Annotated in this window: 24 protein-coding genes, 1 pseudogene and 2 riboswitches; of the genes and pseudogenes, 8 read left to right on the top strand and 17 right to left on the bottom strand. The window is 70.3% G+C overall.

The features are described 5' to 3' along the window. Nucleotide 1: 1 nt before the first annotated feature. The 3 genes from QNO09_RS12145 to QNO09_RS12135 all read right to left on the bottom strand — a co-directional run bounded on the left by QNO09_RS12145 (nucleotide 2) and on the right by QNO09_RS12135 (nucleotide 1,786). The gene (locus tag QNO09_RS12145) at nucleotides 2-1,171 is read right to left on the bottom strand and encodes a cysteine desulfurase family protein (protein ID WP_283970146.1); all 1,170 of its coding nucleotides are present in this window, start codon (nucleotides 1,169-1,171) and stop codon (nucleotides 2-4) included. A 139-nt stretch (nucleotides 1,172-1,310) separates the two neighbouring features. Then, nucleotides 1,311-1,577 (bottom strand): DUF4190 domain-containing protein, encoded by a 267-nt coding sequence (locus tag QNO09_RS12140; protein WP_283970145.1) that lies wholly within the window; start codon nucleotides 1,575-1,577, stop codon nucleotides 1,311-1,313. A gap of 44 nt (nucleotides 1,578-1,621) precedes the next feature. Further along, a complete protein-coding gene (locus tag QNO09_RS12135; RefSeq protein ID WP_283970144.1) occupies nucleotides 1,622-1,786 on the bottom strand; it encodes a hypothetical protein in 165 nt (54 codons plus the stop codon). 115 nt (nucleotides 1,787-1,901) lie between these two features. Between QNO09_RS12135 and QNO09_RS12130 the strand changes: the two genes are divergently transcribed. Together QNO09_RS12130 and QNO09_RS12125 are read left to right on the top strand one after the other, a co-directional pair. Continuing rightward, nucleotides 1,902-2,540, top strand: coding sequence for a TetR family transcriptional regulator (locus QNO09_RS12130; protein ID WP_283970143.1), 639 nt, complete (start codon nucleotides 1,902-1,904; stop codon nucleotides 2,538-2,540). 258 nt (nucleotides 2,541-2,798) lie between these two features. Continuing rightward, nucleotides 2,799-3,017 (top strand): hypothetical protein, encoded by a 219-nt coding sequence (locus QNO09_RS12125; RefSeq protein ID WP_283970142.1) that lies wholly within the window; start codon nucleotides 2,799-2,801, stop codon nucleotides 3,015-3,017. 23 nt (nucleotides 3,018-3,040) lie between these two features. Here QNO09_RS12125 and QNO09_RS12120 read toward each other — a convergent pair whose 3' ends face one another. Beyond that, nucleotides 3,041-3,901: a thioesterase family protein gene (locus tag QNO09_RS12120; protein WP_283970141.1), complete on the bottom strand. Its 861-nt coding sequence runs from the start codon at nucleotides 3,899-3,901 to the stop codon at nucleotides 3,041-3,043. A 46-nt stretch (nucleotides 3,902-3,947) separates the two neighbouring features. Here QNO09_RS12120 and QNO09_RS12115 point away from each other — a divergent pair. After that, nucleotides 3,948-4,193, top strand: a pseudogene (locus QNO09_RS12115) (esterase); the annotation flags it as partial. Here QNO09_RS12115 and QNO09_RS12110 read toward each other — a convergent pair. The 9 genes from QNO09_RS12110 to QNO09_RS12070 all read right to left on the bottom strand — a co-directional run bounded on the left by QNO09_RS12110 (nucleotide 4,084) and on the right by QNO09_RS12070 (nucleotide 14,608). After that, complete coding sequence (locus tag QNO09_RS12110) at nucleotides 4,084-4,758, bottom strand: trimeric intracellular cation channel family protein (RefSeq protein WP_283970140.1); 675 nt, start codon at nucleotides 4,756-4,758, stop codon at nucleotides 4,084-4,086. The pseudogene QNO09_RS12115 and the gene QNO09_RS12110 overlap by 110 nt on opposite strands. 64 nt (nucleotides 4,759-4,822) lie before the next feature. Further along, the gene (locus QNO09_RS12105; RefSeq protein WP_502962284.1) at nucleotides 4,823-5,983 is read right to left on the bottom strand and encodes an ABC transporter ATP-binding protein; all 1,161 of its coding nucleotides are present in this window, start codon (nucleotides 5,981-5,983) and stop codon (nucleotides 4,823-4,825) included. Beyond that, nucleotides 5,980-7,062: an ABC transporter ATP-binding protein gene (locus tag QNO09_RS12100; protein ID WP_283970139.1), complete on the bottom strand. Its 1,083-nt coding sequence runs from the start codon at nucleotides 7,060-7,062 to the stop codon at nucleotides 5,980-5,982. Before QNO09_RS12100 ends, QNO09_RS12105 begins: the two co-directional genes overlap by 4 nt. After that, on the bottom strand, nucleotides 7,059-8,069 hold the full coding sequence (locus QNO09_RS12095) for an ABC transporter permease (RefSeq protein ID WP_283970138.1): 1,011 nt from the start codon (nucleotides 8,067-8,069) through the stop codon (nucleotides 7,059-7,061). The genes QNO09_RS12100 and QNO09_RS12095 overlap by 4 nt, the downstream gene beginning before the upstream one ends. A 91-nt stretch (nucleotides 8,070-8,160) precedes the next feature. Continuing rightward, nucleotides 8,161-9,894 carry an ABC transporter substrate-binding protein gene (locus tag QNO09_RS12090; protein WP_283970137.1) on the bottom strand — a complete coding sequence of 578 codons (1,734 nt, stop codon included), beginning with the start codon at nucleotides 9,892-9,894 and terminating at the stop codon, nucleotides 8,161-8,163. A gap of 40 nt (nucleotides 9,895-9,934) precedes the next feature. Further along, nucleotides 9,935-10,933, bottom strand: a complete 999-nt coding sequence (locus tag QNO09_RS12085) for an ABC transporter permease (RefSeq protein WP_283970136.1) — start codon at nucleotides 10,931-10,933, stop codon at nucleotides 9,935-9,937. 386 nt (nucleotides 10,934-11,319) lie between these two features. Then, complete coding sequence (locus QNO09_RS12080; RefSeq protein WP_283970135.1) at nucleotides 11,320-12,120, bottom strand: enhanced serine sensitivity protein SseB C-terminal domain-containing protein; 801 nt, start codon at nucleotides 12,118-12,120, stop codon at nucleotides 11,320-11,322. A 138-nt stretch (nucleotides 12,121-12,258) separates the two neighbouring features. Then, nucleotides 12,259-13,047, bottom strand: coding sequence for an enhanced serine sensitivity protein SseB (locus QNO09_RS12075; RefSeq protein ID WP_283970134.1), 789 nt, complete (start codon nucleotides 13,045-13,047; stop codon nucleotides 12,259-12,261). A gap of 886 nt (nucleotides 13,048-13,933) precedes the next feature. Beyond that, complete coding sequence (locus tag QNO09_RS12070; RefSeq protein ID WP_283970133.1) at nucleotides 13,934-14,608, bottom strand: AAA family ATPase; 675 nt, start codon at nucleotides 14,606-14,608, stop codon at nucleotides 13,934-13,936. A 222-nt stretch (nucleotides 14,609-14,830) separates the two neighbouring features. Then, a riboswitch (glycine riboswitch) is annotated at nucleotides 14,831-14,930 on the top strand. Beyond that, nucleotides 14,931-15,049, top strand: a riboswitch (glycine riboswitch). 38 nt (nucleotides 15,050-15,087) lie between these two features. Here QNO09_RS12070 and gcvT point away from each other — a divergent pair. The 4 genes from gcvT to QNO09_RS12050 all read left to right on the top strand — a co-directional run bounded on the left by gcvT (nucleotide 15,088) and on the right by QNO09_RS12050 (nucleotide 19,440). Then, nucleotides 15,088-16,209 carry a glycine cleavage system aminomethyltransferase GcvT gene (gcvT, locus tag QNO09_RS12065; RefSeq protein ID WP_283970132.1) on the top strand — a complete coding sequence of 374 codons (1,122 nt, stop codon included), beginning with the start codon at nucleotides 15,088-15,090 and terminating at the stop codon, nucleotides 16,207-16,209. Nucleotides 16,210-16,311: 102 nt separating this feature from the next. After that, on the top strand, nucleotides 16,312-16,689 hold the full coding sequence (gene gcvH / locus QNO09_RS12060; RefSeq protein ID WP_283970131.1) for a glycine cleavage system protein GcvH: 378 nt from the start codon (nucleotides 16,312-16,314) through the stop codon (nucleotides 16,687-16,689). Between the two features lie 14 nt (nucleotides 16,690-16,703). After that, on the top strand, nucleotides 16,704-17,966 hold the full coding sequence (gene glyA, locus QNO09_RS12055) for a serine hydroxymethyltransferase (protein ID WP_283970130.1): 1,263 nt from the start codon (nucleotides 16,704-16,706) through the stop codon (nucleotides 17,964-17,966). A gap of 106 nt (nucleotides 17,967-18,072) precedes the next feature. After that, a complete protein-coding gene (locus tag QNO09_RS12050) occupies nucleotides 18,073-19,440 on the top strand; it encodes an L-serine ammonia-lyase (RefSeq protein ID WP_283970129.1) in 1,368 nt (455 codons plus the stop codon). Nucleotides 19,441-19,744: 304 nt separating this feature from the next. Here QNO09_RS12050 and QNO09_RS39915 read toward each other — a convergent pair whose 3' ends face one another. The 4 genes from QNO09_RS39915 to QNO09_RS12040 form a co-directional block, all read right to left on the bottom strand. Then, entirely contained in the window at nucleotides 19,745-20,200 is a 456-nt protein-coding gene (locus QNO09_RS39915; RefSeq protein ID WP_502962288.1) for an IS630 family transposase, read from the bottom strand. Beyond that, the gene (locus QNO09_RS39910; RefSeq protein WP_502962283.1) at nucleotides 20,146-20,376 is read right to left on the bottom strand and encodes a winged helix-turn-helix domain-containing protein; all 231 of its coding nucleotides are present in this window, start codon (nucleotides 20,374-20,376) and stop codon (nucleotides 20,146-20,148) included. Before QNO09_RS39910 ends, QNO09_RS39915 begins: the two co-directional genes overlap by 55 nt. After that, nucleotides 20,348-20,626, bottom strand: a complete 279-nt coding sequence (locus tag QNO09_RS39905; RefSeq protein WP_502962282.1) for a helix-turn-helix domain-containing protein — start codon at nucleotides 20,624-20,626, stop codon at nucleotides 20,348-20,350. Before QNO09_RS39905 ends, QNO09_RS39910 begins: the two co-directional genes overlap by 29 nt. 119 nt (nucleotides 20,627-20,745) lie before the next feature. Beyond that, the gene (locus QNO09_RS12040; protein WP_349636965.1) at nucleotides 20,746-21,126 is read right to left on the bottom strand and encodes a hypothetical protein; all 381 of its coding nucleotides are present in this window, start codon (nucleotides 21,124-21,126) and stop codon (nucleotides 20,746-20,748) included. A gap of 43 nt (nucleotides 21,127-21,169) precedes the next feature. On the opposite strand from QNO09_RS12040, the gene QNO09_RS12035 reads away from it, so the two are divergent. Then, nucleotides 21,170-21,391: a lactococcin 972 family bacteriocin gene (locus QNO09_RS12035; RefSeq protein WP_283970128.1), complete on the top strand. Its 222-nt coding sequence runs from the start codon at nucleotides 21,170-21,172 to the stop codon at nucleotides 21,389-21,391. Nucleotides 21,392-21,511: the final 120 nt, after the last annotated feature.

Raw genomic sequence — 21,511 nt, 5'->3', positions numbered from 1 at the left:
TTCAGGTCAGTCCGGCTGCCCGCGCCCGTTCCACCGCCGGGCCGATGGCCTTCGCCAGGGCCTTGATGTCGGCCTCCGTGGAGGTGTGGCCGAGGGAGAAGCGCAGGGTGCCGCGGGCCAGGTCGGGATCGGTGCCGGTGGCGAGCAGGACATGGCTGGGCTGGGCGACGCCGGCGGTGCAGGCGGAGCCGGTGGAGCACTCGATGCCCTGTGCGTCGAGCAGGAGCAGCAGGGAGTCGCCCTCGCAGCCGGGGAAGGTGAAGTGCGCGTTGGCCGGGAGGCGGCCCTGCGGGTCCGGGTCGCCGCCGAGGATCGCGTCCGGCACGGCCGAACGGACCGCGTCGACAAGGGCGTCGCGCAGGGTGCCGATCTCGCGGGCGAACCACTCGCGTTGCTCGGCGGCCAGCCGCCCGGCGACGGCGAAGGAGGCGATGGCGGGCACGTCGAGGGTGCCGGAGCGCACGTGGCGCTCCTGGCCGCCGCCGTGCAGTACCGGGACGGGGGTGTGCTCACGGCCGAGGATCAGCGCGCCGATGCCGTAGGGGCCACCGATCTTGTGGCCCGAGACCGTCATCGCGGCGAGGCCCGAGGCGGCGAAGTCCACGGGGATCTGACCGAAGGCCTGGACGGCGTCCGAGTGCAGCGGGACCCCGTACTCGGCTGCCGCGGCGGCGAGTTCGCGGATCGGCAGGATCGTCCCGATCTCGTTGTTCGCCCACATGACGGTGGCGAGGGCCACGTCGTCGGGGTTGCGGGCGATCGCCTCGCGCAGGGTGTCGGGGTGGACGCGGCCGTGGGAGTCGACCGGCAGGTACTCGATGGTGGCGCCCTCGTGTTCGCCGAGCCAGTGCACGGCGTCGAGCACCGCGTGGTGTTCGACGGGGCTGGCGAGGACGCGGGTGCGGGCCGGGCCGGCGTCGCGGCGTGACCAGTAAAGGCCCTTGACGGCGAGGTTGTCGGCCTCCGTGCCGCCCGAGGTGAAGACGACCTCGCTGGGGCGGGCGCCGAGGGCTTCGGCGAGGGTCTCGCGGGCCTCCTCGGCGGTGCGGCGGGCCTGCCTGCCGGATGCGTGCAGGGAGGACGCGTTGCCGGTGGCACCCAGCTGGGCGGTGAGCGCCTCTGCCGCCTCCGGGAGCATCGGGGTGGTCGCGGCGTGGTCGAGGTAAGCCATGGTGAGCCCGATTCTACGGCTCCCCGTTCACCGGCCTCAGATCAAGGCTGGCCGAACGTGAACCGCTTGCCGGCGCGGCGACGGCCCGTCGTCCTCGGGCCGGCCGCGGCGTACCGGCGGACGGCTGTCCGACGGTGGCTCACAAGCTCCACGAGATGGTGCTGTCGAACTCCATGAAGGCCGCGAGGACCAGCAGGTCGGCGACGCCCAGGCCCAGGCCCAGCAGCGCGCGGCCGCGGCGCTCGGTGCCGCGCCACAGGGCGATGCTCGCCAGCACGATGGCGATCGGGCCGAGGAAGAGGTTGAGCACGAGCAGGCCCAGCAGGCCCAGGATGAAGGACGCGACGGCCATGCCGTCGGTGTCGCGGATGCCGGTGCGGCGCGAGGCCGGAGCGGTGAGCTGCATGGTGATCGACTCCTGGATGCGGATCGAAGAGGCGGCGGTCGGTGTCAGTGGGCCTGCGTGTGGCGGCGGCGGCCGCGCTCGCGGAGCGCGAAGATGCCGAGCCAGACCGCGATGACGGCGCCGAGGGCGACGGAGAAGGTGAGCGGCGCGTGGGCCACGGTGCCTAGGACGACACCCAGCAGCAGGAGTGCGGCGACGATGAACAGCACGGGAATCAGCCCCCAGGGTTCGGTGAACGCTTGTGGTTACAGTTGTTCACTGACTTCCCAGTCTAACGCCTCTCATGACTTTCCAATTCCAGAGAACAGTTGTTAACTGCATGGTATGAGTCACACCCTCGGCATCCGGCAGGCCCAGAAGCAGAAGACCCGGCAGGCACTCCTCGACGCGGCCCTCGGGCTGCTGGAGGGGCAGAGTCTGAGCAGCCTGGGACTGCGCGAGGTCACCCGCGCCGTCGGGGTCGCCCCGACCGCCTTCTACCGCCACTTCCGCTCCACGGCGGATCTGGGCGTGGCCCTGGTCGAGGAGGCGCTGGGCAGCCTGCACCCGATGATCCGGACGACGGTGTCCACGACGGACGACCACGAGGAACGCATCACGCGCACCATCGAACTGATCGCCCGTCACGTCGACGGGTACCCCGCTCATGTCCGCTTCATCGCCCGTGAACGACATGGCGGAGTCCTGCCGGTACGAGAAGCCATACGGGAGCAACTCGCCCGCTTCGCCCAGGAGGTCAAGGACGAACTGGCCAAGGACCCGGTCTCCGAGGGCTGGAGCGAGGACGACCTGCTGATGCTCGCGCATCTCTACGTCGACCAGATGCTGAGCACGGCGTCGCTGTTCCTGGAAGCCCTGGAAGGCCCGGAGGAGGAGCGCCCCGACCGGACCCGGCACGTCACACAGCTGGCGACCCGCCAGATGCGGCTGATCGGCCTCGGCCGCCGGCATTGGCTGGATTGACACCCCCGGACCACACACAGGGGCGGAGCGCCCGTTCACCGGACGCGCCGCCCCTGCCGCATACCGCCCCGGGTTGGGCCCGAGGCGGTCTCCTGCGCCGACTGCGCCTCTTGCCCTGCTGCTCCTAGTGCCCCCAGTGCTCCCTGCTCCTCCTGCGGCTGAGGCTGCTGCCCCTGGTCACCACCGGGACCGCCCTGGTCGCCGCCCGGCGGGCCGCGGGGCATCCCCGAAGGGGCCCCGGACGGCTTACCGGTCGACTTGGATCCGGCGAAGGCGGCGCCCCGAGGGGCCCCCGAGGGCGCGCCGGACGGAGCACCCGAGGGCGCGCCGGAAGGCGCACGCGAAGCCGCACCCGACGGCGCCTGGCAGGACCGCCGCCCCGACCCGCCCCCACTGTTCGAGGACGACGAGGGGTCGCCCGACCCGCAGGCCGCCAGGGCCGGGGGCGAGAGCACCAGCAGGGCCAGGAGCCTGTGAACCGCGCGTCAGTGCGGCGGAGTTCAGCCCAGCCGGACCCGCGCCAGCTGCCGGGACTGCGCCACCAGCCGGTCCGCGCTGTCCCACACCTCGGCGTCCTCCTCCAGGAAGCCGCCGGCGAGGTTGCGCGTGACGATCGACACCCGCAGCGGACCCGGTGCCGGGCGGCACCGGACGTGCACGGTCAGCTCGACGGTCGGCACCCAGCCCTTCAGCCCGAGTTCGAAGGCCGTGGGCGGCAGGGCGTCGACCGCGAGCAGCAGGGAGAGCGGGTCGGGATCACGCCCGTCCTTGAGTCCGAACCAGGCCCGCATCTCGCCCTTGCCGGAGGGCTGCCCGAGGGCCCAGCCGAGCGTGGACGGGTCGAGCTTGAGCATCAGACGCTCGGTGATCGCCGAGCTGCCGTCGACAGGGGCGGGTCCGTCCTCGGGGCCGAAACAGTGCTCCGGCGGCGCGATCGCGGGCGGCCGGGCCGTCGTACGGACGTCGTCGGGCAGGGTGTCCAGGTCGCCGTAGGAGGCGAGGACGCGGATGCGCTCCACCTCGCGGCCCTCTTCGTCGTACTGGAAGAGGGAGGCCTGGCCGGTCGACAGGGTGCGGCCGGTGCGGACGACGTCCGTGCGGACGACCGCGGGGCCGGGCTGGGACGCGGTCAGGTAGTGCGCCGAGATCGTGAAGGGATCGGCGTGCGGCAGGGCGTCCGCGAGGGCGCGGCCCAGGACGGCCAGCAGGTAGCCGCCGTTGACGGCGCTGATGATCGTCCAGCCGGCGGAGAGGTCGATGTCGTAGACGCCCGGCGCGCGGCGGGTGAGGGCGGTGTCGCGGTCGAACTCACTGTCGCCGATCGTGGCCCGGGCGGCCGGGGCGGTGGCTGCTTCTGGCATGGCTGAACAGTACAAGAACTTGCTACTAAGCGGTAGCTTTCCACTCCTGGAGCAGATCGCGAAGGCGCCGACGACCGTGCACGTGGTCATCCCGAAGAGCGCGGGTGGCCACGACACGGCCTTGTGGCGGCCCCAGGTCGTCCCGGCGTTCCGCCGGCTGACCGAGGAGATGGGCGCCCGCGTCACGGCAGGACCGGCTGCTCCTCCTCGCTCACCGTCGACCGCCGGTGCCACGCCCGCGGAGCTCGCCAGTGGTATCGCATCGCGAGCAGACGCAGTGCGAAGGCGGTGATGACCGCCAGGCCGCTGGTCACCGGGTTCAGGGCGTCGTAGCGGATGCACAGGGCGGCCAGGGCGGAGCCGACGATGGCGGGGACCGCGTACAGGTCGCGGTCCCAGCGCAGCAGCGAGGGCACCTCGTTGGCGAGGACGTCCCGCAGCACACCGCCGCCCACAGCGGTGGTCAGGCCCAGCCCGGCGGAGGCGGTCAGGCCCAGCCCGTACTCGTACGCCTTGATGGTGCCGGCGACGCAGAACAGGCCGAGGCCGGCCGCGTCGAAGACGTTCACCGCGCCCTGGATGCGCTCCACCTGGGGGTGCAGGAAGAAGACCAGGAGGGTGGCGAGCAGCGGAGTGAGGAAGTACCCCAGGTCCGTGAAGGCGGCGGGCGGCACGGCCCCGATGACCAGGTCGCGGAACAGCCCCCCGCCCAGCGCGGTGACCTCGGCGAGGACGGCCATGCCGAACACGTCGAAGTTCTTGCGCACGGCCAGCAGGGCGCCGGAGATCGCGAAGACGAAGATGCCGATCAGATCGAGCGTGTGCTGGACGGACGGGCTGAAGAGTTGCTGGAGCACCCGTGCATTTTCCCCCACGGGTGAGCCCTCGCCCTGATGTGCGAGGGCGAGGGCTCGGCCGGACTCACTTCTCGGCGGTCGCCGTGTCCTTCCCGGCGGTCTTGCCCATGACGGTCTCCCCGGCCGCCTCCTGCGCCGAGGCCAGCAGCTCGGTGTCCTGCGGCTGCTGGTCCGCGAAGTTCTCCGGGTGGTGGCAGGCGACCTGCTGGCCGGCCCGCAGCTCCACCAGCGGCGGCTCGGTCGTCTTGCAGATCGCCGTCGCCTTCCAGCACCGGGTGTGGAAGCGGCAGCCGCTCGGCGGGGCGATCGGCGAGGGCACGTCGCCCTTGAGCAGGATGCGCTCGCTCTTGACGCCCCGGCGCTTGGGATCCGGAATCGGCACGGCCGACAGCAGGGCCTTGGAGTACGGGTGCATCGGCGACTTGTACAGCTTGTCGCGGTCCGCCAGCTCGACGATCTTGCCGAGGTACATCACCGCGATCCGGTCCGAGACGTGCCGGACGACCGACAGGTCGTGCGCGATGATCACATACGTCAGGCCCAGCTCCTCCTGGAGGTCGTCCAGCAGGTTCACCACCTGCGCCTGGATCGACACGTCCAGCGCGGAGACCGGCTCGTCCGCCACGACCAGCTTGGGGTTGAGCGCGAGCGCGCGGGCGATGCCGATGCGCTGGCGCTGGCCGCCGGAGAACTCGTGCGGGTAGCGGTTGTAGTGCTCGGGGTTGAGACCGACCACCGACAGCAGCCGCTGGACCTCCTTCTTCACGCCGCCCTCGGGCTGGACGCCCTGGAGCCGGAAGGGGGCGCCGACGATCGTGCCGATCGTGTGGCGCGGGTTCAGCGAGGAGTACGGGTCCTGGAAGATCATCTGCACGTCGCGGCGCATGGGGCGCAGCTCGCCGGTCTTCAGGTGCGTGATGTCCTTGCCCTCGAACTCGACCGAGCCGCCGGTCGGTTCGAGCAGCCGGGTGATCAGCCGGCCCATGGTGGACTTGCCGCAGCCCGACTCACCGACGACACCGAGCGTCTCGCCCTTGCGCACTTCGAAGTCGATGCCGTCGACGGCGCGCACCGCGCCGGTCTGCCGCTGGAGCAGGCCCTTGCGGATCGGGAAGTGCTTCTGAAGGCCGGTCACCTTCAGCAGGACCTCGCGGTCGTCCGTGGTGCCCTCGGTGAGGGTGCTTCCGCTCGTGTCCGGTGTGCTCACCGTTTTGTCGTCGCTCACAGCTTCGGCGCAATCTCTTCGGTCCAGATACGCTCCCGCTGCTCCTGCGTCATGTGGCAGGCGGCCCAGTGCGAGCCGCCGACCTCGGTCAGCTCGGGGCGGACCGTGCGGGTGACGTTGTCCTTCGGGAGGTCCGCGTACGGGCAGCGCGGGTGGAAGGCGCAGCCGGACGGGAGGTTGATGAGGGAGGGCGGCGCGCCCATGATCGGGATGAGCCGGTCGGTCTCCTCGCGGTCCAGACGCGGCATCGAGCCGAGCAGGCCCCAGGTGTAGGGGTGCCGGGGCTCGGAGAACACGTCCTCGGCGGGGCCGCGCTCGATGCACCGGCCGCCGTACATGACCAGCAGGTCGTCGGCCATCTCGGCGACCACGCCCAGGTCGTGGGTGATCATGATGACCGCGGAGCCGAACTCCTTCTGCAGATCCCGGATCAGGTCGAGGATCTGCGCCTGCACGGTGACGTCCAGGGCGGTGGTCGGCTCGTCGGCGATGAGCAGCTCGGGGTTGTTCACCAACGACATGGCGATCATGGCGCGCTGGCGCATACCGCCGGAGAACTCGTGCGGGTAGCCGTCGACGCGCTTGGCGGGCTCGGGGATGCCGACCCGGTCGAGCATCTCGATCGCCCGCTGTTTGGCGGCCTTCTTGCTGACGTCGTGGTGGACGCGGTACGCCTCGACGATCTGCTGCCCGACGGTGTAGTAGGGGTGCATCGCCGACAGCGGGTCCTGGAAGATCATGGCCATCTTCCGGCCGCGCAGCCGCCGCACGTCGTCGGGGTCGGCCCCGATCAGCTCCTGGCCGTCGAGCCAGACCTCGCCGGAGACCTTGGCGCGCGCCGAGCGGTGCAGTCCCATCACGCCGAGCGAGGTGACCGACTTGCCGGAGCCGGACTCGCCCACGATGCCCAGGGTCTTGCCCTTGCGCACGTCGAAGCTGACACCGTCGACGGACTTGACCAGGCCGTCGTCGGTGTCGAAGTGGATGTGCAGATCACGGACGGACAGGAACACGTCGTCCGGGACGGACGCGGCGATGGTGTCCGGTTCGCCGAGCGCGGCTTTGTCGAGCTTGCTCACGAGTACCTCACCCGGGGGTCGATGGCGGCGTACACCAGGTCGACGATCAGATTGCAGAAGACGATGAAGAACGCGGCGACCAGGGTCACGCCCATGATGATGGGCAGGTCGTTCGTCTGGATGGACTGGACGGCGTAGGCGCCGATGCCCTGCAGCGAGAAGACCGTCTCGGTCAGCACCGCGGTGCCGACGAGGGTGCCGAAGTCCATGCCGAAGATCGTCACGATCGGGGTGAGTGCGGAGCGCAGGCCGTGCTTGGTGACGACCGTGCTCTCCTTGAGGCCCTTGGCCCTGGCCGTTCTGATGTAGTCCTCGCTCATCGTCTCCAGCATGCCCGCCCGGGTGAGCCGGGCGTACAGCGCGGAGAAGAGGAAGGCGAGGCTGACCCAGGGCAGCACCAGGTGCCAGGCCCATTCGGCGGGGTTCTCCGTGAACGGGACGTAGTCGATGCTGTCCCAGATCGGGATCTCGTAGACGAAGAGCGCGAGCAGGATCTGGCCGGTGAAGAAGATGGGCAGCGAGACGCCGGCGAGCGCGATGAACATGGCGCCGCGGTCGATCGGCTTGCCCTTGCGGAGCGCCGAGATGACACCGGTCGTGACACCGAAGACCACCCAGATCACCGCGGCACCGATGGCCAGGGAGAAGGAGACGGGGATCCGCTCCAGCAGCTGGGGCCAGACCTCGACGTGGTTCTTGAAGGAGTACCCGAAGCAGGGTGCGCTGCAGTGCGTCGCGTCGGGACCGAACTTGTAGTCGGCGCCCACCACGATGCCCTTGATGAAGTCCCAGTACTGGACGTAGACCGGCTGGTCCAGGCCCAGATTCTGCTTGATCGCGGCGACGGACTCGGGGTTCGCGTCCTTGCCGACGTACTGGGTGGCCAACTGGTCGGCCGTCTGGCCCCCGAGGCGGGGGACCAGGAAGAAGATGGCGAAGGTGACTGCGCTGACCACCAGCAGCAACAGCACCGCGCCCATGACGCGTCGGAGGATGTACGCAGCCACAGCTGTACGGCCCCGGGTGGCCGCGGCGGGGTCGTCCGCCGCGGCCACCCGGTGCCTTCACCTGCCTTTCGAAAGGATCCGGCCTGCTGAGTTACTTCGAGGAGCTCATCAGCAGGTAGTCGTACATGCCGAGGTAGGCCTGCGTGACGGTGACGTTCGTCGCGGACGCCGGCCGGAGCAGCAGGTTCTTGCGGTAGACCAGCGGGACGACCGAGGCGTTGTCGAGCACCATCTTGTCGATGTCACCCCAGGCCTTGGTGCGGGCCGCGTCGTCGGTGTTGGCGATCGCGTCCGTCAGGGCCTTGTTGATCTTCGGGTCGTCCAGCTCCATCAGGTTGTTGCCGCCCGAGGGCTTGATGGCGGCACCGTTGATGATCTGGTCGAGGAAGCCGTAGCCGGTCGGCCAGTCGGCACCCCACGCCATCGAGAGCATGCCGAGCTTGTTGTCGTGGACGTAGCTCGGGACACCGGCGAAGTTGGAGAAGTACTTGCCGGAGGGGAACTGCTTGATCTCGACGTTGATGCCGATCTTCTTCAGCGACGCCTGGACGGCGGTCGCCGAGGCGATCTCGGCGGGGCGGTCGGAGCGGGCCGTCAGGATGGTGTTGAAGCCGTTCGGCTTGCCGCACGCCTTCAGCGCCGCCTTGGCCTTGGCCGCGTCACCCTTGTGACCGTCGGTCGCGTAGGTGTCGAACTTGGTGTAGCCGTTCACGGACGGCGGCAGCAGCGTGGTCGCCACGTCGCCCTTCGGCGAACCGCCCATGGCGTCGAGCACCGACTGCTTGTCGAGGCCCCACTGCACGGCCTTGCGGCAGTCGGCGTTGTCGAACGGCTTCACGTTCACGTTGAGCGCGATGTACTGCGTGGCGCCCGCGTAGGAGCTGTCCGTCTGGCCGGCGAGCTTGCCGCGCAGCACCTTCGGCTGGGTCTGCGGCTGCACACCGGTGCCGGCCGCGTCAGCCGTGATCTTGTCGGAGATCAGGTTGTTGTCGACCGTGACCGGGTTGACCTTGAACTTGATCGTGATCTTGTCCGGCAGGGCCTTGCGGATCGGGTCCGTCTTCGGGTCCCACTGCTTGTTGCGCACGAGGGTGGCGCCGCGGCCCTCCTCGTAGGACTGGAACTGGTACGGGCCGGAGGACTGGATGGCCTGGACGTACTTCGCACCGGTGTCCTTCGCCTGCGGCACGGGGGCCGTCTGCGAGAAGGTCGCCAGGTAGTCGAAGTCGGCGAACGGCTGCTTCAGCTTGAAGACGATCGTCCGGTCGTCCGGCGTCTCGATGGACTTGATGCCATCGGCGGACTTGTCCTTGTAGGGACCCTTGTACTTGTCGCCGCCCTCCAGGTAGGCCTTGAAGTACGTCGGGCCGTTGGACAGTGCCTCGGGCGCGAAGTTGGAGCGCTCGATGGCGTACTTGACGTCCTTGGACGTCACCGGGGTGCCGTCCTGGAACTTCACACCCGCACGCAGCTTGTACGTCCAGGTCTTGGCGTCCGGGCTGGCCTTGCCGAGTCCCTCGGCGAGGTCCGGCACGACCTCCAGGCCTTCCTTGCCCGCGGCCGGCTTGAACGTGGTGAGCGTCCTGCCGTAGAGCCGGGAGAAGTTCTGCACCCAGCCGTAGTACGTGTTGCCGGGGTCGAGGGAGTCCGGCACGTCCGAGTGCTCGTACGTGACCGTTCCTCCCTTCTTGTCCGACGCGTTGACGATCGAGTTCAGCGCGGCGTCCTTCTTGCCGTTGCCTCCCCCGTCGTTGTCGTCGCCTCCGCCGCCGCACGCGGCAGCACCGAGCGACAGTGCCAGGACCGACGCAACGCCGGCGGTCACCCTTCTCGTCTTCACTGAGGAAGCCCCCTCATTCGATGGATCACTTGCTGCGAGGGTCGAGGGCGTCACGCAGCCCGTCACCCAGCAGGTTGAAGGCCAGGACGGTGATGAAGATCGCCAGTCCGGGCACGAACATGTACTGCGGATCAGCTGTGTAGAGATCCACAGCGTTGCTGAGCATGCCGCCCCAGGAGGCCTGCGGCGGAGCGATACCGACGCCGAGGAAGCTCAGCGCGGCCTCGAACAGGATGTTCGTCGGGATGATCAGCGTCGAGTAGACGAGGATCGGCGCGACGAGGTTCGGGAGCAGTTCCCGGAACAGGATGTACGGGCCGCGCGCCCCGAGGCTCGTGGAGGCCTCGATGAACTCCCGCTTGCGCAGGGTCATGGTCTGGGCCCGCACGATGCGGCCGATGTACGGCCAGCTGAAGAAGCCGATCACGAAGATCAGCACGCTGATGCGCAGGGACAGGCCCTCGAGGCCGAAGAACCCGTCCTGCACCGAGGCCGAGATCGAGATGGCGAACAGCAGCAGGGGGAAGGCCAGGAACGTGTCCATGAGCCTGCTGATCACGCTGTCGATCCAGCCGCCGTAGTACCCGGCGACGACACCGAGCACGGTGCCGATGCACACGGACAGCAGTGTGGCGCCGCCCGCGACCAGGAGGGAGACCCAGGAACCGTCGATGATGCGGGCCAGCATGTCCCGGCCGTACTGGGGGTCCACGCCGAGCGGGTGGTCCCAACTCATCCCGCCCCAGCCGCCCTTGGGGGCGAGCAACGCGGGGTCGATCAGGTCCTGGTTGAACTTGTTGGGATCGAGGTCGAAGATCCACTGGATCGGCTTGGAGAACACCGCCATCAGCACCAGCAGGATGACGATGACACCTCCCGCCATTGCCACCTTGTCCCGCTTGAAGCGCATCCAGGCGATCTGGGTGAGCGAACGCCCCTCGATCTGGCTCTTCTTGACCCCGGAGAGCACGGCCTCGGGCTGTGCTCCGGCTTCCGCCCCGGTGGTCTCGATCGGTGCGGTCACGGTGCGATTGACCCCTCTCGGGCCGGCGATCGCCGACCCCCTGGCTGCCGCTGTAGCGGTTTTGTTTGTCTCGTACACGAGACCGACCCGGCCCGTGTCTTGCCGGGAGTCTTCAACGCTTTGGCGATCTGTTGCCAGACTTGGCGATGAAAGGATGCGTAAACGTGATGCTGTCTGCGGGGTTCCGTTATCCGGACAGCGGGTAACGCGGGTCGGACAGGCTGAGATGGGTGAATTTTAAGACATAGGCGCACACTTCACCCCTATCTACGCGCGGAGAGCCGCGTGATCGTCCCGTTTCGCGGAGCGGTACGGGAGGGGTTCGGAGGGCGACTTCGAGCCGGTCAGTACCGACTGAGGGGCGGTCAGTACCGGCTCACGAGCCGTCAGTACCGGCCTTGAGCCGGAGGATATCCGTAGCCCGACGCCGGAGCCTGGACGGGGGCCGTGGCGTGCGCCTCGCGGTCGTAGAAGGGGCGGGCCTTCGCGCGCAGCCACATCGCGACCGGGTCGTGCTCGTCGGACAGGGCGACGGTCGACACGGGCAGCCCGTCGGGCACGGCGCCGAGGGACTGCTGCATCATCGCGCGCACGGAGTCCACGGCCGGCGGCGAGGTGTCGTACACATCCAGTCCGATGGCGAGGTACGGCGCCCCGAGCGCGGGCTGCACCCAGGCGCGGCGCAACGAGCGGACGGCCGGGGTGCGGTGGGCGTTCTGCGCGAGCAGGGCGTAGAACTGGGGGATCTCGATGGCCGGTTCGGACAGGCGCAGGGGGCCGGCGGGCTGGCGGTCCAGGCCCGTCGCGATCCGGCGCAGGTCGAGCCAGGGGATGCCGACGCCCCCGCCGGGGGCGTGCGGGTTGAGCCACAGTCCGTAGTGGTCGGGGTAGAGGGCGCGGGCGACGTCGATCCCGTCGACCACCTCGTACGAGCGGTTCCAGCCGCTGGCGGAGAGCTCCTGAGCGGAGGTCACACAGGGGGCGTAGCCGTAGCCGTCGACGTCCATGTTCCCGTACTGGGCGTCCGGCGAGCCGGCCTGCCCGTGCCACAGGAGCATCCAGATCTGGCCGGTGTGCGGGGTCGCGAGCGCGCGCAGGAGTGCCTCATAGGCGTCGTAGCGCCCGGGCGTGACCTGGCGCAGCATGTGCTCGACCTGTCCGGCCGCGGCCGTGCCGCTCGCGCTCACCTTTACCGCCCCTTCGTACAACGCCTCGACGGTGCCCTAGCTTAAGCCCGCACGCCGACTCCGAACCTGGCGCCGCCGTGCCGGTGCGGGCCGCGTGTGGTTCTCGCGCGGTTCCCCGCGCCCCTTCGGTGCGTTGCCCTACCGCTGGTAGAAGGGCCGGACCCGCTCCGTCATCCAGGTGGCCACCGGGTCCTCCGTCACGTCCAGGAGCACCAGGTTGACCGGCCAGGGGGCCGGGACGGCGGTGACGGCCCGGGTGAGGGCCTCCAACGGGAGCGCGCGCAAGTCTCCTTCCCGCTGGGAGAGTTCGACGCCCACGAACATCACGGGCTCGGCGGTCTCGATGGCGGCGAGACAGCGGCGGGCCGTCACGACGACGCCGGTGGTCTCGAACTCGGCGGACGCCGCGGCCAGGAAATCCACCGGGTCGTCCTGCCAGTCGGGCTCGAAGAGACGGACCCGGCCGCCGCTCGCGGGGCCGTCCAGCGGGGTCCGGCCAGCCCGGCACAACTCCGCCACGGCGGGCGGCGGGAGCGGGATGCCCACCACACCGCCCGGGTTGACGACCATCCCCGCGTGCGGGGGCAGGCCGCGGGCGAACTCCACGGCGGGGGCGATGGTGTACGCCATGTGGGAGCCGACGACCTGGCGGAACTGCTCCTCGGAGCTGAACACCGGCACGAACGCCTGGCCGTCGATCTCGATGCCGGGCAGGTCGAGGGGGCCGCTGTGCGGGCCGCCGCCGCTGGGCAGCGGGACCCACACGAAGCTCCGGCCGAGCACCTCGACGATCCGCCCGCCGGCCGCCGGACCGGCGCCGAGGGAGGCCGAGAGCACCTCCTCCAGTTCGTTGCCGGGCCAACCGCCGTGCGGGTGGGTCTGCGTCTGCGCCGGAAAGTCCGCGGAGAATTCCGCCGGGAAGTCCATCTGCCTACCGCCTGCCTGGAACCACTGCTGTGGCTCAAAAGGCTAACGGCTCGGGCGCGCGGCGCGGTCGGGTGTGAAGCGGGTGAGGGGAGCCCGGGGGGGCGGGGGCCGTCGGCGGGCGGCACCCGTAACGCCCGGGGGCCCGGGCAGGCGCCGTCGGCGGGCGGCACCCGTACACCCGGAGCCCCGGGGCCGAGGCCTCCGGCGGGTGGCCCCCGTAACGCCCGGAGGCCCGGGGTGAGGAACCCTCCCCAGCGGGCGACACCCACACTCGAAACCCAGCGACCGGGCGCCGCCGACAGGTGGCCCTCGTAACGCCCGGAGCCCCGCGGCAAAGCCACCGACGGGCGACCCCCGTACACCCGGAGCCCCGCGCCCTGAGCCGCCGACAGGCGGCACCCACACACCCGAGACCCCCACGGCCAGGGCCACCGGCAGGTGGCACCCGTAACGCCCGGCGTCCGGGGCCGGGAGCCGCCGACAGACGGCCCACGGCCGGGGCCGCCAGCGGGCGGCACTCACACACCGAAGCCCCACAGCCGGGGCCACCGGCAGGTGGCACCCGTAACGCCCGGCGTCCGGGGCCGGGAGCCGCCGACAGACGGCCCACGGCCGGGGCCGCCAGCGGGCGGCACTCACACACCGAAGCCCCACAGCCGGGGCCACCGGCAGGTGGCACCCGTAACGCCCGGCGTCCGGGGCCGGGAGCCGCCGACAGGCGGCACCCACACGACGGGCGACACCCATACACCCGACGCCCCACGACCGGGGCCGCCAACGGGCGGCACCCGTCACACCGAAGCCCCACAGCCGGGGCCGCCGACGGGTGGCACTCGTGCGCCCCGTCGCCCCCGGGCCACCGGCCCGACTCCCCGCCTCCGGCCCGTCAGCCGGTGAAGCCGATGCTGCGGAGGGCGTCGGCCGCGGCCCGGTCGGCGAGGACGGCCGAGCCGCAGCCGGTGGGGAGGTCACCGCGCTCCACCGCGCGCAGCAGGCGGGTGCTCGCCGCGCGGTGGCGCAGGAACGCGTAGTGCGAGACGCCGCGGCCCCGGTCGCGCTGGCCGGCCAGCGCCTGTTCGGGGGTGACGTCGAGCAGCAGCAGGTGGAGCGTGCCGCCCCGGCGGCGGGCCTCGCGGGCCAGCCAGCGGCGGACCCAGGCCTGGGTGCCGCAGTCGTGCACGACGAGGCCCTCGCCCGTGCGCAGTGCGCGCCGCAGCCCGGCGTAGTGGGCGAGGCGGACGAGCGGGCGGTAGAGCGCGTACGGCAGGGCGCGCGGCATGCGGCGCTCCCAGCGGTCGCGGGTGTCCTGGGAGTCGATCCGCCGGTCCGGCACGGTGCGCCGCATCAGTGTGGACTTGCCGCTGCCGGGCAGACCCGTGACCACGACGAGGTCGCGGGGTCCGAACAGCAGCGTGCGCGGGCCGCGCCCGGCGCGGTCACGCAGATCGCGGACGACCGGCGCCGGCACCGGCACCGGGGCGCGGACCGCCCGGACCGGAGCGGCGGCCGGCTGGTCGGGCAGCGCGATGCCCGTCGTCGCGTACGCGGTGGTCCTGTTCACCGTGATCGTCCTCCCCTGGGGCCAGGTACGGAGTCCCATCCCCGCTGAGTGTAAAGAGAAGGTAATGCAGCAGGCCTCTCATTTACGTCCTCGTCCTGCAACAGGGCTGCTACAGGTCGCGGAGTCCGGCGGGCGGGACTCGTGCACTCCCTGTGAAAGGTCCCCCTGCCGCACCGGAAGGATGCGTGCAATGATGTGCGCGCCAACTGCATACCGGCCGTTTGAATCCGCGCGGGAGAGTCCCCAGCACCGCAAGAGCTGGGGCGCCGAAGGAGCAAGTCCCTCCCTTGAATCTCTCAGGCCCCGTTACCGCGCGGGCGAGGCACATCTGAAAAGCGGGCCCTCCCCTGTCCCGGCAGGGCGTGGCCCCACCCAAGGTGCAAGCCATGGACCAGCGCGGTCATGGCGAACCTCTCAGGTTCCGATGACAGATGGGGAGGACCGACCTCGCCCGTCATTGCCCTGGGAGACGACCGACTGTGAGCAGTACAGGAGAACTCCGTCACACCGCGCTCGATGCCCTGCATCGCTCGCTCGGCGCGACGATGACCGACTTCGCCGGCTGGGACATGCCCCTGCGCTACGGCTCCGAGCGCGACGAGCACACCGCCGTGCGCACGAAGGCCGGACTGTTCGACCTCTCCCACATGGGTGAGATCACCGTCACCGGCCCGCAGGCCGCCGCCCTCCTCGACTTCGCCCTGGTGGGCAACATCGGCGGAGTGAAGCCGGGCCGCGCCAGGTACACCATGATCTGCCGGGCCGACGGCGGCATCCTGGACGACCTCATCGTCTACCGGCTGGGCGAGACCGAGTACATGGTCGTCGCCAACGCCTCCAACGCCCAGGTCGTCCTGGACGCGCTGACCGAGCGCGCCGCCGCTTTCGACGCCGAGGTGCGCGACGACCGGGACGCCTACGCGCTGATCGCCGTGCAGGGCCCTGAGTCCCCCGGCATCCTGAAGTCGCTCACGGACGCCGATCTGGACGGCTTGAAGTACTACGCCGGTCTGCCCGGCACGGTCGCGGGCGTCCCGGCCCTGATCGCCCGCACCGGCTACACCGGCGAGGACGGCTTCGAGCTGTTCGTGAAGCCGGAGCACGCGGTCGAGCTGTGGCAGGCCCTGACCAAGGCCGGCGAGGGCGTCGGCCTGGTCCCGTGCGGACTGTCCTGCCGTGACACGCTGCGCCTGGAAGCGGGCATGCCGCTGTACGGGCACGAGCTGTCGACGTCCCTGACCCCCTTCGACGCCGGGCTCGGCCGGGTGGTGAAGTTCGAGAAGGAGGGCGACTTCGTGGGACGCGAGGCCCTGCGCGAGGCCGCCGCCCGGGCCGAGCAGAACCCGCCGCGCGTCCTGGTCGGCCTCGTCGCCGAGGGCCGGCGGGTACCGCGCGCCGGGTACACGGTCGTCGCCGGCGGCGAGGTGATCGGCGAGGTCACCTCCGGCGCCCCCTCCCCCACCCTCGGCAAGCCGATCGCGATGGCCTATGTCGATCCCGCGCACGCCGCGCCCGGCACGACCGGCGTGGGCGTGGACATCCGGGGCAGTCACGAGCCGTACGAGGTCGTGGCGCTGCCGTTCTACACGCGCCAGAAGTAGACACTGGCCGAAGGGCCGCGGCAGCGACCCCGTGCCCGTCGTCCCAGCTCACCCGTAGTCCCCCTTTCACAGCACTCCCGCGCGTACAGGAGAATCCAGGCCATGAGCAACCCCCAAGAGCTGCGCTACAGCAAGGAGCACGAGTGGCTGTCGGCCGCCGACGACGGCGTCTCGACGGTCGGCATCACGGAGCACGCGGCCAACGCGCTCGGCGATGTCGTGTTCGTCCAGCTTCCCGAGGTCGGTGACTCCGTGTCCGCCGGCGAGACCTGCGGCGAGCTGGAGTCGACCAAGTCGGTGTCCGACCTGTACTCCCCGGTCTCCGGTGAGGTCACCGAGGTCAACGAGGACGTCGTGAACGACCCGTCGCTGGTGAACTCGGCCCCCTTCGAGGGCGGCTGGCTGTTCAAGGTGCGCGTCACGGACGAGCCGGGCGACCTGCTCTCCGCCGACGAGTACACCGCGTTCTCCGCCGGCTGAGGAGTCGTAGCCCCATGTCCGTCCTGAACACACCCCTGCACGAGCTCGACCCGGCCGTCGCCGCGGCGGTCGACGCCGAGCTGCACCGCCAGCAGTCCACGCTCGAGATGATCGCCTCGGAGAACTTCGCTCCGGTCGCGGTCATGGAGGCGCAGGGCTCGGTCCTCACCAACAAGTACGCCGAGGGCTACCCGGGCCGTCGCTACTACGGCGGCTGCGAGCACGTCGACGTGGTCGAGCAGATCGCGATCGACCGCGTCAAGGAGCTGTTCGGCGCCGAGCACGCCAACGTGCAGCCGCACTCCGGCGCCCAGGCCAACGCGGCGGCGATGTTCGCGCTGCTCAAGCCGGGCGACACCATCATGGGTCTGAACCTCGCCCACGGCGGGCACCTGACCCACGGCATGAAGATCAACTTCTCCGGCAAGCTCTACGACGTCGTCGCCTACCACGTGGGCGAGGACGGCCGGGTCGACATGGCCGAGGTCGAGCGGCTGGCCAAGGAGGCCAAGCCGAAGCTGATCGTGGCCGGCTGGTCGGCGTACCCGCGGCAGCTGGACTTCGCCGCGTTCCGCCGGATCGCGGACGAGGTCGGTGCGTACCTCATGGTCGACATGGCCCACTTCGCCGGGCTGGTCGCGGCCGGGCTGCACCCCAACCCGGTGCCGCACGCCCATGTGGTCACCACCACGACCCACAAGACCCTCGGCGGTCCGCGCGGCGGTGTGATCCTCTCCACGGCCGAACTGGCCAAGAAGATCAACTCCGCCGTCTTCCCCGGTCAGCAGGGCGGCCCGCTGGAGCATGTGATCGCCGCCAAGGCCGTCGCCTTCAAGGTCGCCGCCTCGGAGGACTTCACGGAGCGCCAGCGCCGTACGCTGGAGGGTGCCCGCATCCTGGCCGAGCGTCTGGTGAAGGACGACGTCCGGGCCGTGGGCGTCGACGTCCTGTCCGGCGGCACGGACGTGCACCTGGTCCTGGTCGACCTGCGCCACTCGGAGCTGGACGGCCGGCAGGCCGAGGACCGCCTCCACGAGGTGGGCATCACCGTCAACCGGAACGCGATCCCGAACGACCCGCGTCCGCCGATGGTGACGTCCGGTCTGCGGATCGGCACACCGGCCCTGGCCACCCGCGGGTTCCGGTCCGAGGACTTCGCGGAGGTCGCGGACGTCATCGCCGAGGCGCTGAAGCCGTCCTACGACGCGGAGGCTCTCAAGGCCCGGGTGAAGGCCCTGGCCGACAAGCACCCGCTGTACCCGGGTCTGAACGTGTAACAAGCGGCTCGCAACGGCCGCGAAGAAACCTTTCGGGCGCCGCGTCGGCCACAAGCGGGCGCGGCACCCACCCCTCTGCACCACCCCCGTAGTCAGGAGTTCCCCCGTGGCCATCTCGGTCTTCGACCTGTTCTCGATCGGCATCGGCCCGTCCAGCTCCCACACCGTCGGCCCGATGCGGGCGGCCCGGATGTTCGCCCGGCGGCTGCGCAACGAGGAACTGCTGGCGCCGACGGTGAAGGTCCGTGCGGAACTGTACGGCTCGCTCGGCGCGACCGGGCACGGCCACGGCACTCCCAAGGCGGTGCTGCTCGGCCTGGAGGGCGACTCGCCGCGCACGGTGGACGTCTCGAACGCCGACCAGCGGGTGGAGGCGATCAAGACCGACGGTCGGCTGAACCTGCTCGGCGAACACGAGATCGTGTTCTCCTTCGACGACGACATGGTCCTGCACCGCCGCAAAACCCTGCCGTACCACGCGAACGGCATGACGCTGTGGGCGTACGACGCCTCGGGCACGGAACTGCTGACCAAGACCTACTACTCGGTCGGCGGCGGCTTCGTCGTCGACGAGGAGGCGGTCGGCGCCGACCGCATCAAACTCGACGACACCGTGCTCAAGTACCCCTTCCGCACGGGCGACGAGCTGCTGCGCCTGGCCGAGGAGACCGGCCTGTCGATCTCCGCGCTGATGCTGGAGAACGAGCGGGCCTGGCGCTCCGAGGAGGAGATCCGCGCGGGCCTGCTGGAGATCTGGCAGGTGATGCGGGACTGCGTGGCGCGCGGACTGTCCCAGGAGGGCATCCTGCCCGGCGGTCTCAAGGTGCGCCGGCGGGCCGCGAACACCGCGCGCAAGCTGCGCTCCGAGGGCGACCCGCTGGCCCTGTCCATGGAGTGGATCACCCTCTACGCCATGGCGGTCAACGAGGAGAACGCCGCGGGCGGCCGGGTCGTCACCGCCCCCACCAACGGCGCCGCCGGCATCATCCCGGCGGTCCTGCACTACTACATGAACTTCGTGCCGGGCGCCGACGAGGAGGGCGTGGTCCGCTTCCTGCTGGCCGCGGGCGCGATCGGCATGCTCTTCAAGGAGAACGCCTCCATCTCCGGCGCCGAGGTCGGCTGCCAGGGCGAGGTCGGCTCCGCCTGCTCCATGGCCGCGGGCGCCCTCGCCGAGGTCCTCGGCGGCTCGCCCGAACAGGTCGAGAACGCCGCCGAGATCGGCATGGAGCACAACCTCGGCCTCACCTGCGACCCGGTCGGCGGCCTGGTCCAGATCCCCTGCATCGAACGCAACGGCATGGCCGCGGTCAAGGCCGTCACCGCCGCCCGCATGGCGATGCGCGGCGACGGCTCCCACAAGGTGTCCCTGGACAAGGTCATCAAGACGATGAAGGACACCGGCGCGGACATGTCGGTGAAGTACAAGGAGACGGCCCGTGGCGGGCTGGCGGTGAACATCATCGAGTGCTAGGGAAATCGGTCCTGACCAGCGCGTTCGTGTCTTTCGGCGCTATCAGTGCCTTCCCTGCTTACTCGGCGGAAAGTCCCTGGAATCTCCCTGGGACAGACGTGAAAGTCCCTGGACCGTCCCTGCGTTCGGGGGCGATCCAGGGACCCCCTCAGCTGATCGGACACGGCAACCGCTTGCATATTGATCCGAAACTCAAAGGGTTCTATTCGACGGTGTAGCGGACGTGGGGTCCGCCGAAGTAACCGCGGACGATGTGTGGCTGGCGTTGGCGGCGGTGGAAGAACCTGCGGGTCTCGGCGGCGAGTTAGGCCTGGTCGCGGGCCCGGCTATGCATGGGCAGGCTCCGTTTGAGGTCGGCGTTGACCAACTCGTCGGGGTTCAGCTCCGGCGAGTAGGACGGCAGGAAATGCAGTTCGATGCGGTCCGGGTGGGCGGCCAGCCATGCGCGGACCTTGCGGGAGCGGTGTGCGGAGTGGCCGTCCACGACGAGGTGCACCTTGCGGCCGAAGTGGCCTGCGAGCCGGTCCAGGAAGCGGCACATGACGTAGGCGTCGAAGGTCTCGGTGAAGACCATGAAGTGCATGCGGCCCTTGGTGCTGATCGCGGACATCGCGTTGACCGAGAACCGGTTGCCCGTGCGGCGCACGACGGGGGTGCACCCCTTGGCGCCCCAGGTGCGGCCGGTGACCTGGTCGGAACGGATGCCTACCTGGTCGGCGAAGAGCACCTCACCACCCTCGGCCTTCGCCCTGGCCCGGATCGCGGCCAGGTCTCCTCCCGCCAGACGCGGACCGCTTCCGCGTTCTGCTCGACGGCCCGCTTGTCCGGGCGCTGGAAGGACAGGCCCCAGCGGCGCAGGACTTGCCCACGCCCTGCTCGGTCAGCCGTACCCGGTACAGCTTCGCGATCAGATCTCCGGCCCCGGCCCGCGTCCACAGCTGCCCCGCCAGCCCCAGGTCACACAGGGACGGTGATCCAGAACCGCTTGCCGGATCGCCTGCTGCTCGGCCGCGTCGAGGACCTGATGTTCGCCGACCCGGCGCCCACGCGGCCGAGCTACGAGTGCTTCGCGCCCGCCGGCCAGCCACTTCGCCCACCAGTTGTCCACAGCCTTCAGCGAGACCTGGAACACCGCCGCGACATCCTCGCGGGTCCGGCCCGCCACCAACGCGGCTACCGCCCGCATCCGAAGGGCCTCCGGTGCCGACGGCGACAACTGCCGTCCGCCCCCCACTAGTTCACTCACATAGGGAACAACGACCCAGAACATTAACCGTTTCGGATCAATAGACCTCACGATCCTGTTCAACCACGGCCAGGCGCTGAGAACCTGTTGGGGTCGAGACTCCGGTACACCGTCACCCGCCGGCCGCGGACCTGCTCGTCCGCCACTGCCTTGAAGTGCTCGTCCAGCACCGAGAGCTTCGCCTTGTCCCGCGGGGACGTCACGGGTGCCGCAACCTCCGTGGCATCCGTGACAAGCAGTATCTGCTTCTGCGCAAGCATCGCGGCGCGGATCCCCGCCGGGTTCGTCTCCACCCCCTTGAGCGTCCCGGACACCGCCGGGCTCTCCATCAACGCGATGTCCCTTAGGCCGGTGAAGGCATCGGGGGAAACCGACTTGGTGTCGCGCCGCGCGGCCGGCACGAAGAGCACGCCGTCGCCGGGCCGCTTGAGCCGCCGCACGTCCGCGACTGTCGCCCTCACCGTGGCCGCAGGCGCTCCGGCGATGGCCTCCGTCAACGTGGGCGGCGGTCAGTGGTCGTACGGGACCGGCTGTTGCAGCGTCTGGTCGAACTACAAGCACGCCTCGGTGAACCACTCGTCCTCGGCCGATGGCGACTACTGGGCCTACAGTGGCTGCACCGCGCCCGGACCGTGGGCCCTGGCGTCAGCGGAGCTCGACGGCGGTACCGGCAAGGCGTACTGGGACAAGGGCTGCAAGCTCTGATCCCACGTACTACCGTGAGCCCCGGTGTCGACATCGCCGGGGCTCACGTGGGTCCACCCGACCGCCCACAGCCATTCTCCCGCCACATCTCACCGGCCCCGGGCAGTCTCGTAAGCCGAC

Origin of the sequence: Streptomyces sp. 378, from assembly GCF_030124145.1 — a bacterium.
Classification (GTDB): Bacteria; Actinomycetota; Actinomycetes; order Streptomycetales; family Streptomycetaceae; genus Streptomyces.
This window is presented reverse-complemented; position numbering and strand designations above follow the sequence as displayed.

Bases quoted from the DNA above. Each gene is read 5' to 3' on its own strand.
- QNO09_RS12120 (WP_283970141.1), bottom strand. From the start codon at position 3,901: ATGCCAGAAGCAGCCACCGCCCCGGCCGCCCGGGCCACGATCGGCGAC.
- QNO09_RS39905 (WP_502962282.1), bottom strand. From the start codon at position 20,626: ATGCGGGCGGTAGCCGCGTTGGTGGCGGGCCGGACCCGCGAGGATGTC.
- gcvH (WP_283970131.1), top strand. From the start codon at position 16,312: ATGAGCAACCCCCAAGAGCTGCGCTACAGCAAGGAGCACGAGTGGCTG.
- QNO09_RS12075 (WP_283970134.1), bottom strand. From the start codon at position 13,047: ATGGACTTCCCGGCGGAATTCTCCGCGGACTTTCCGGCGCAGACGCAG.
- QNO09_RS12130 (WP_283970143.1), top strand. From the start codon at position 1,902: ATGAGTCACACCCTCGGCATCCGGCAGGCCCAGAAGCAGAAGACCCGG.
- QNO09_RS12145 (WP_283970146.1), bottom strand. From the start codon at position 1,171: ATGGCTTACCTCGACCACGCCGCGACCACCCCGATGCTCCCGGAGGCG.
- QNO09_RS12035 (WP_283970128.1), top strand. From the start codon at position 21,170: ATGGCCTCCGTCAACGTGGGCGGCGGTCAGTGGTCGTACGGGACCGGC.
- glyA (WP_283970130.1), top strand. From the start codon at position 16,704: ATGTCCGTCCTGAACACACCCCTGCACGAGCTCGACCCGGCCGTCGCC.
- QNO09_RS12140 (WP_283970145.1), bottom strand. From the start codon at position 1,577: ATGCAGCTCACCGCTCCGGCCTCGCGCCGCACCGGCATCCGCGACACC.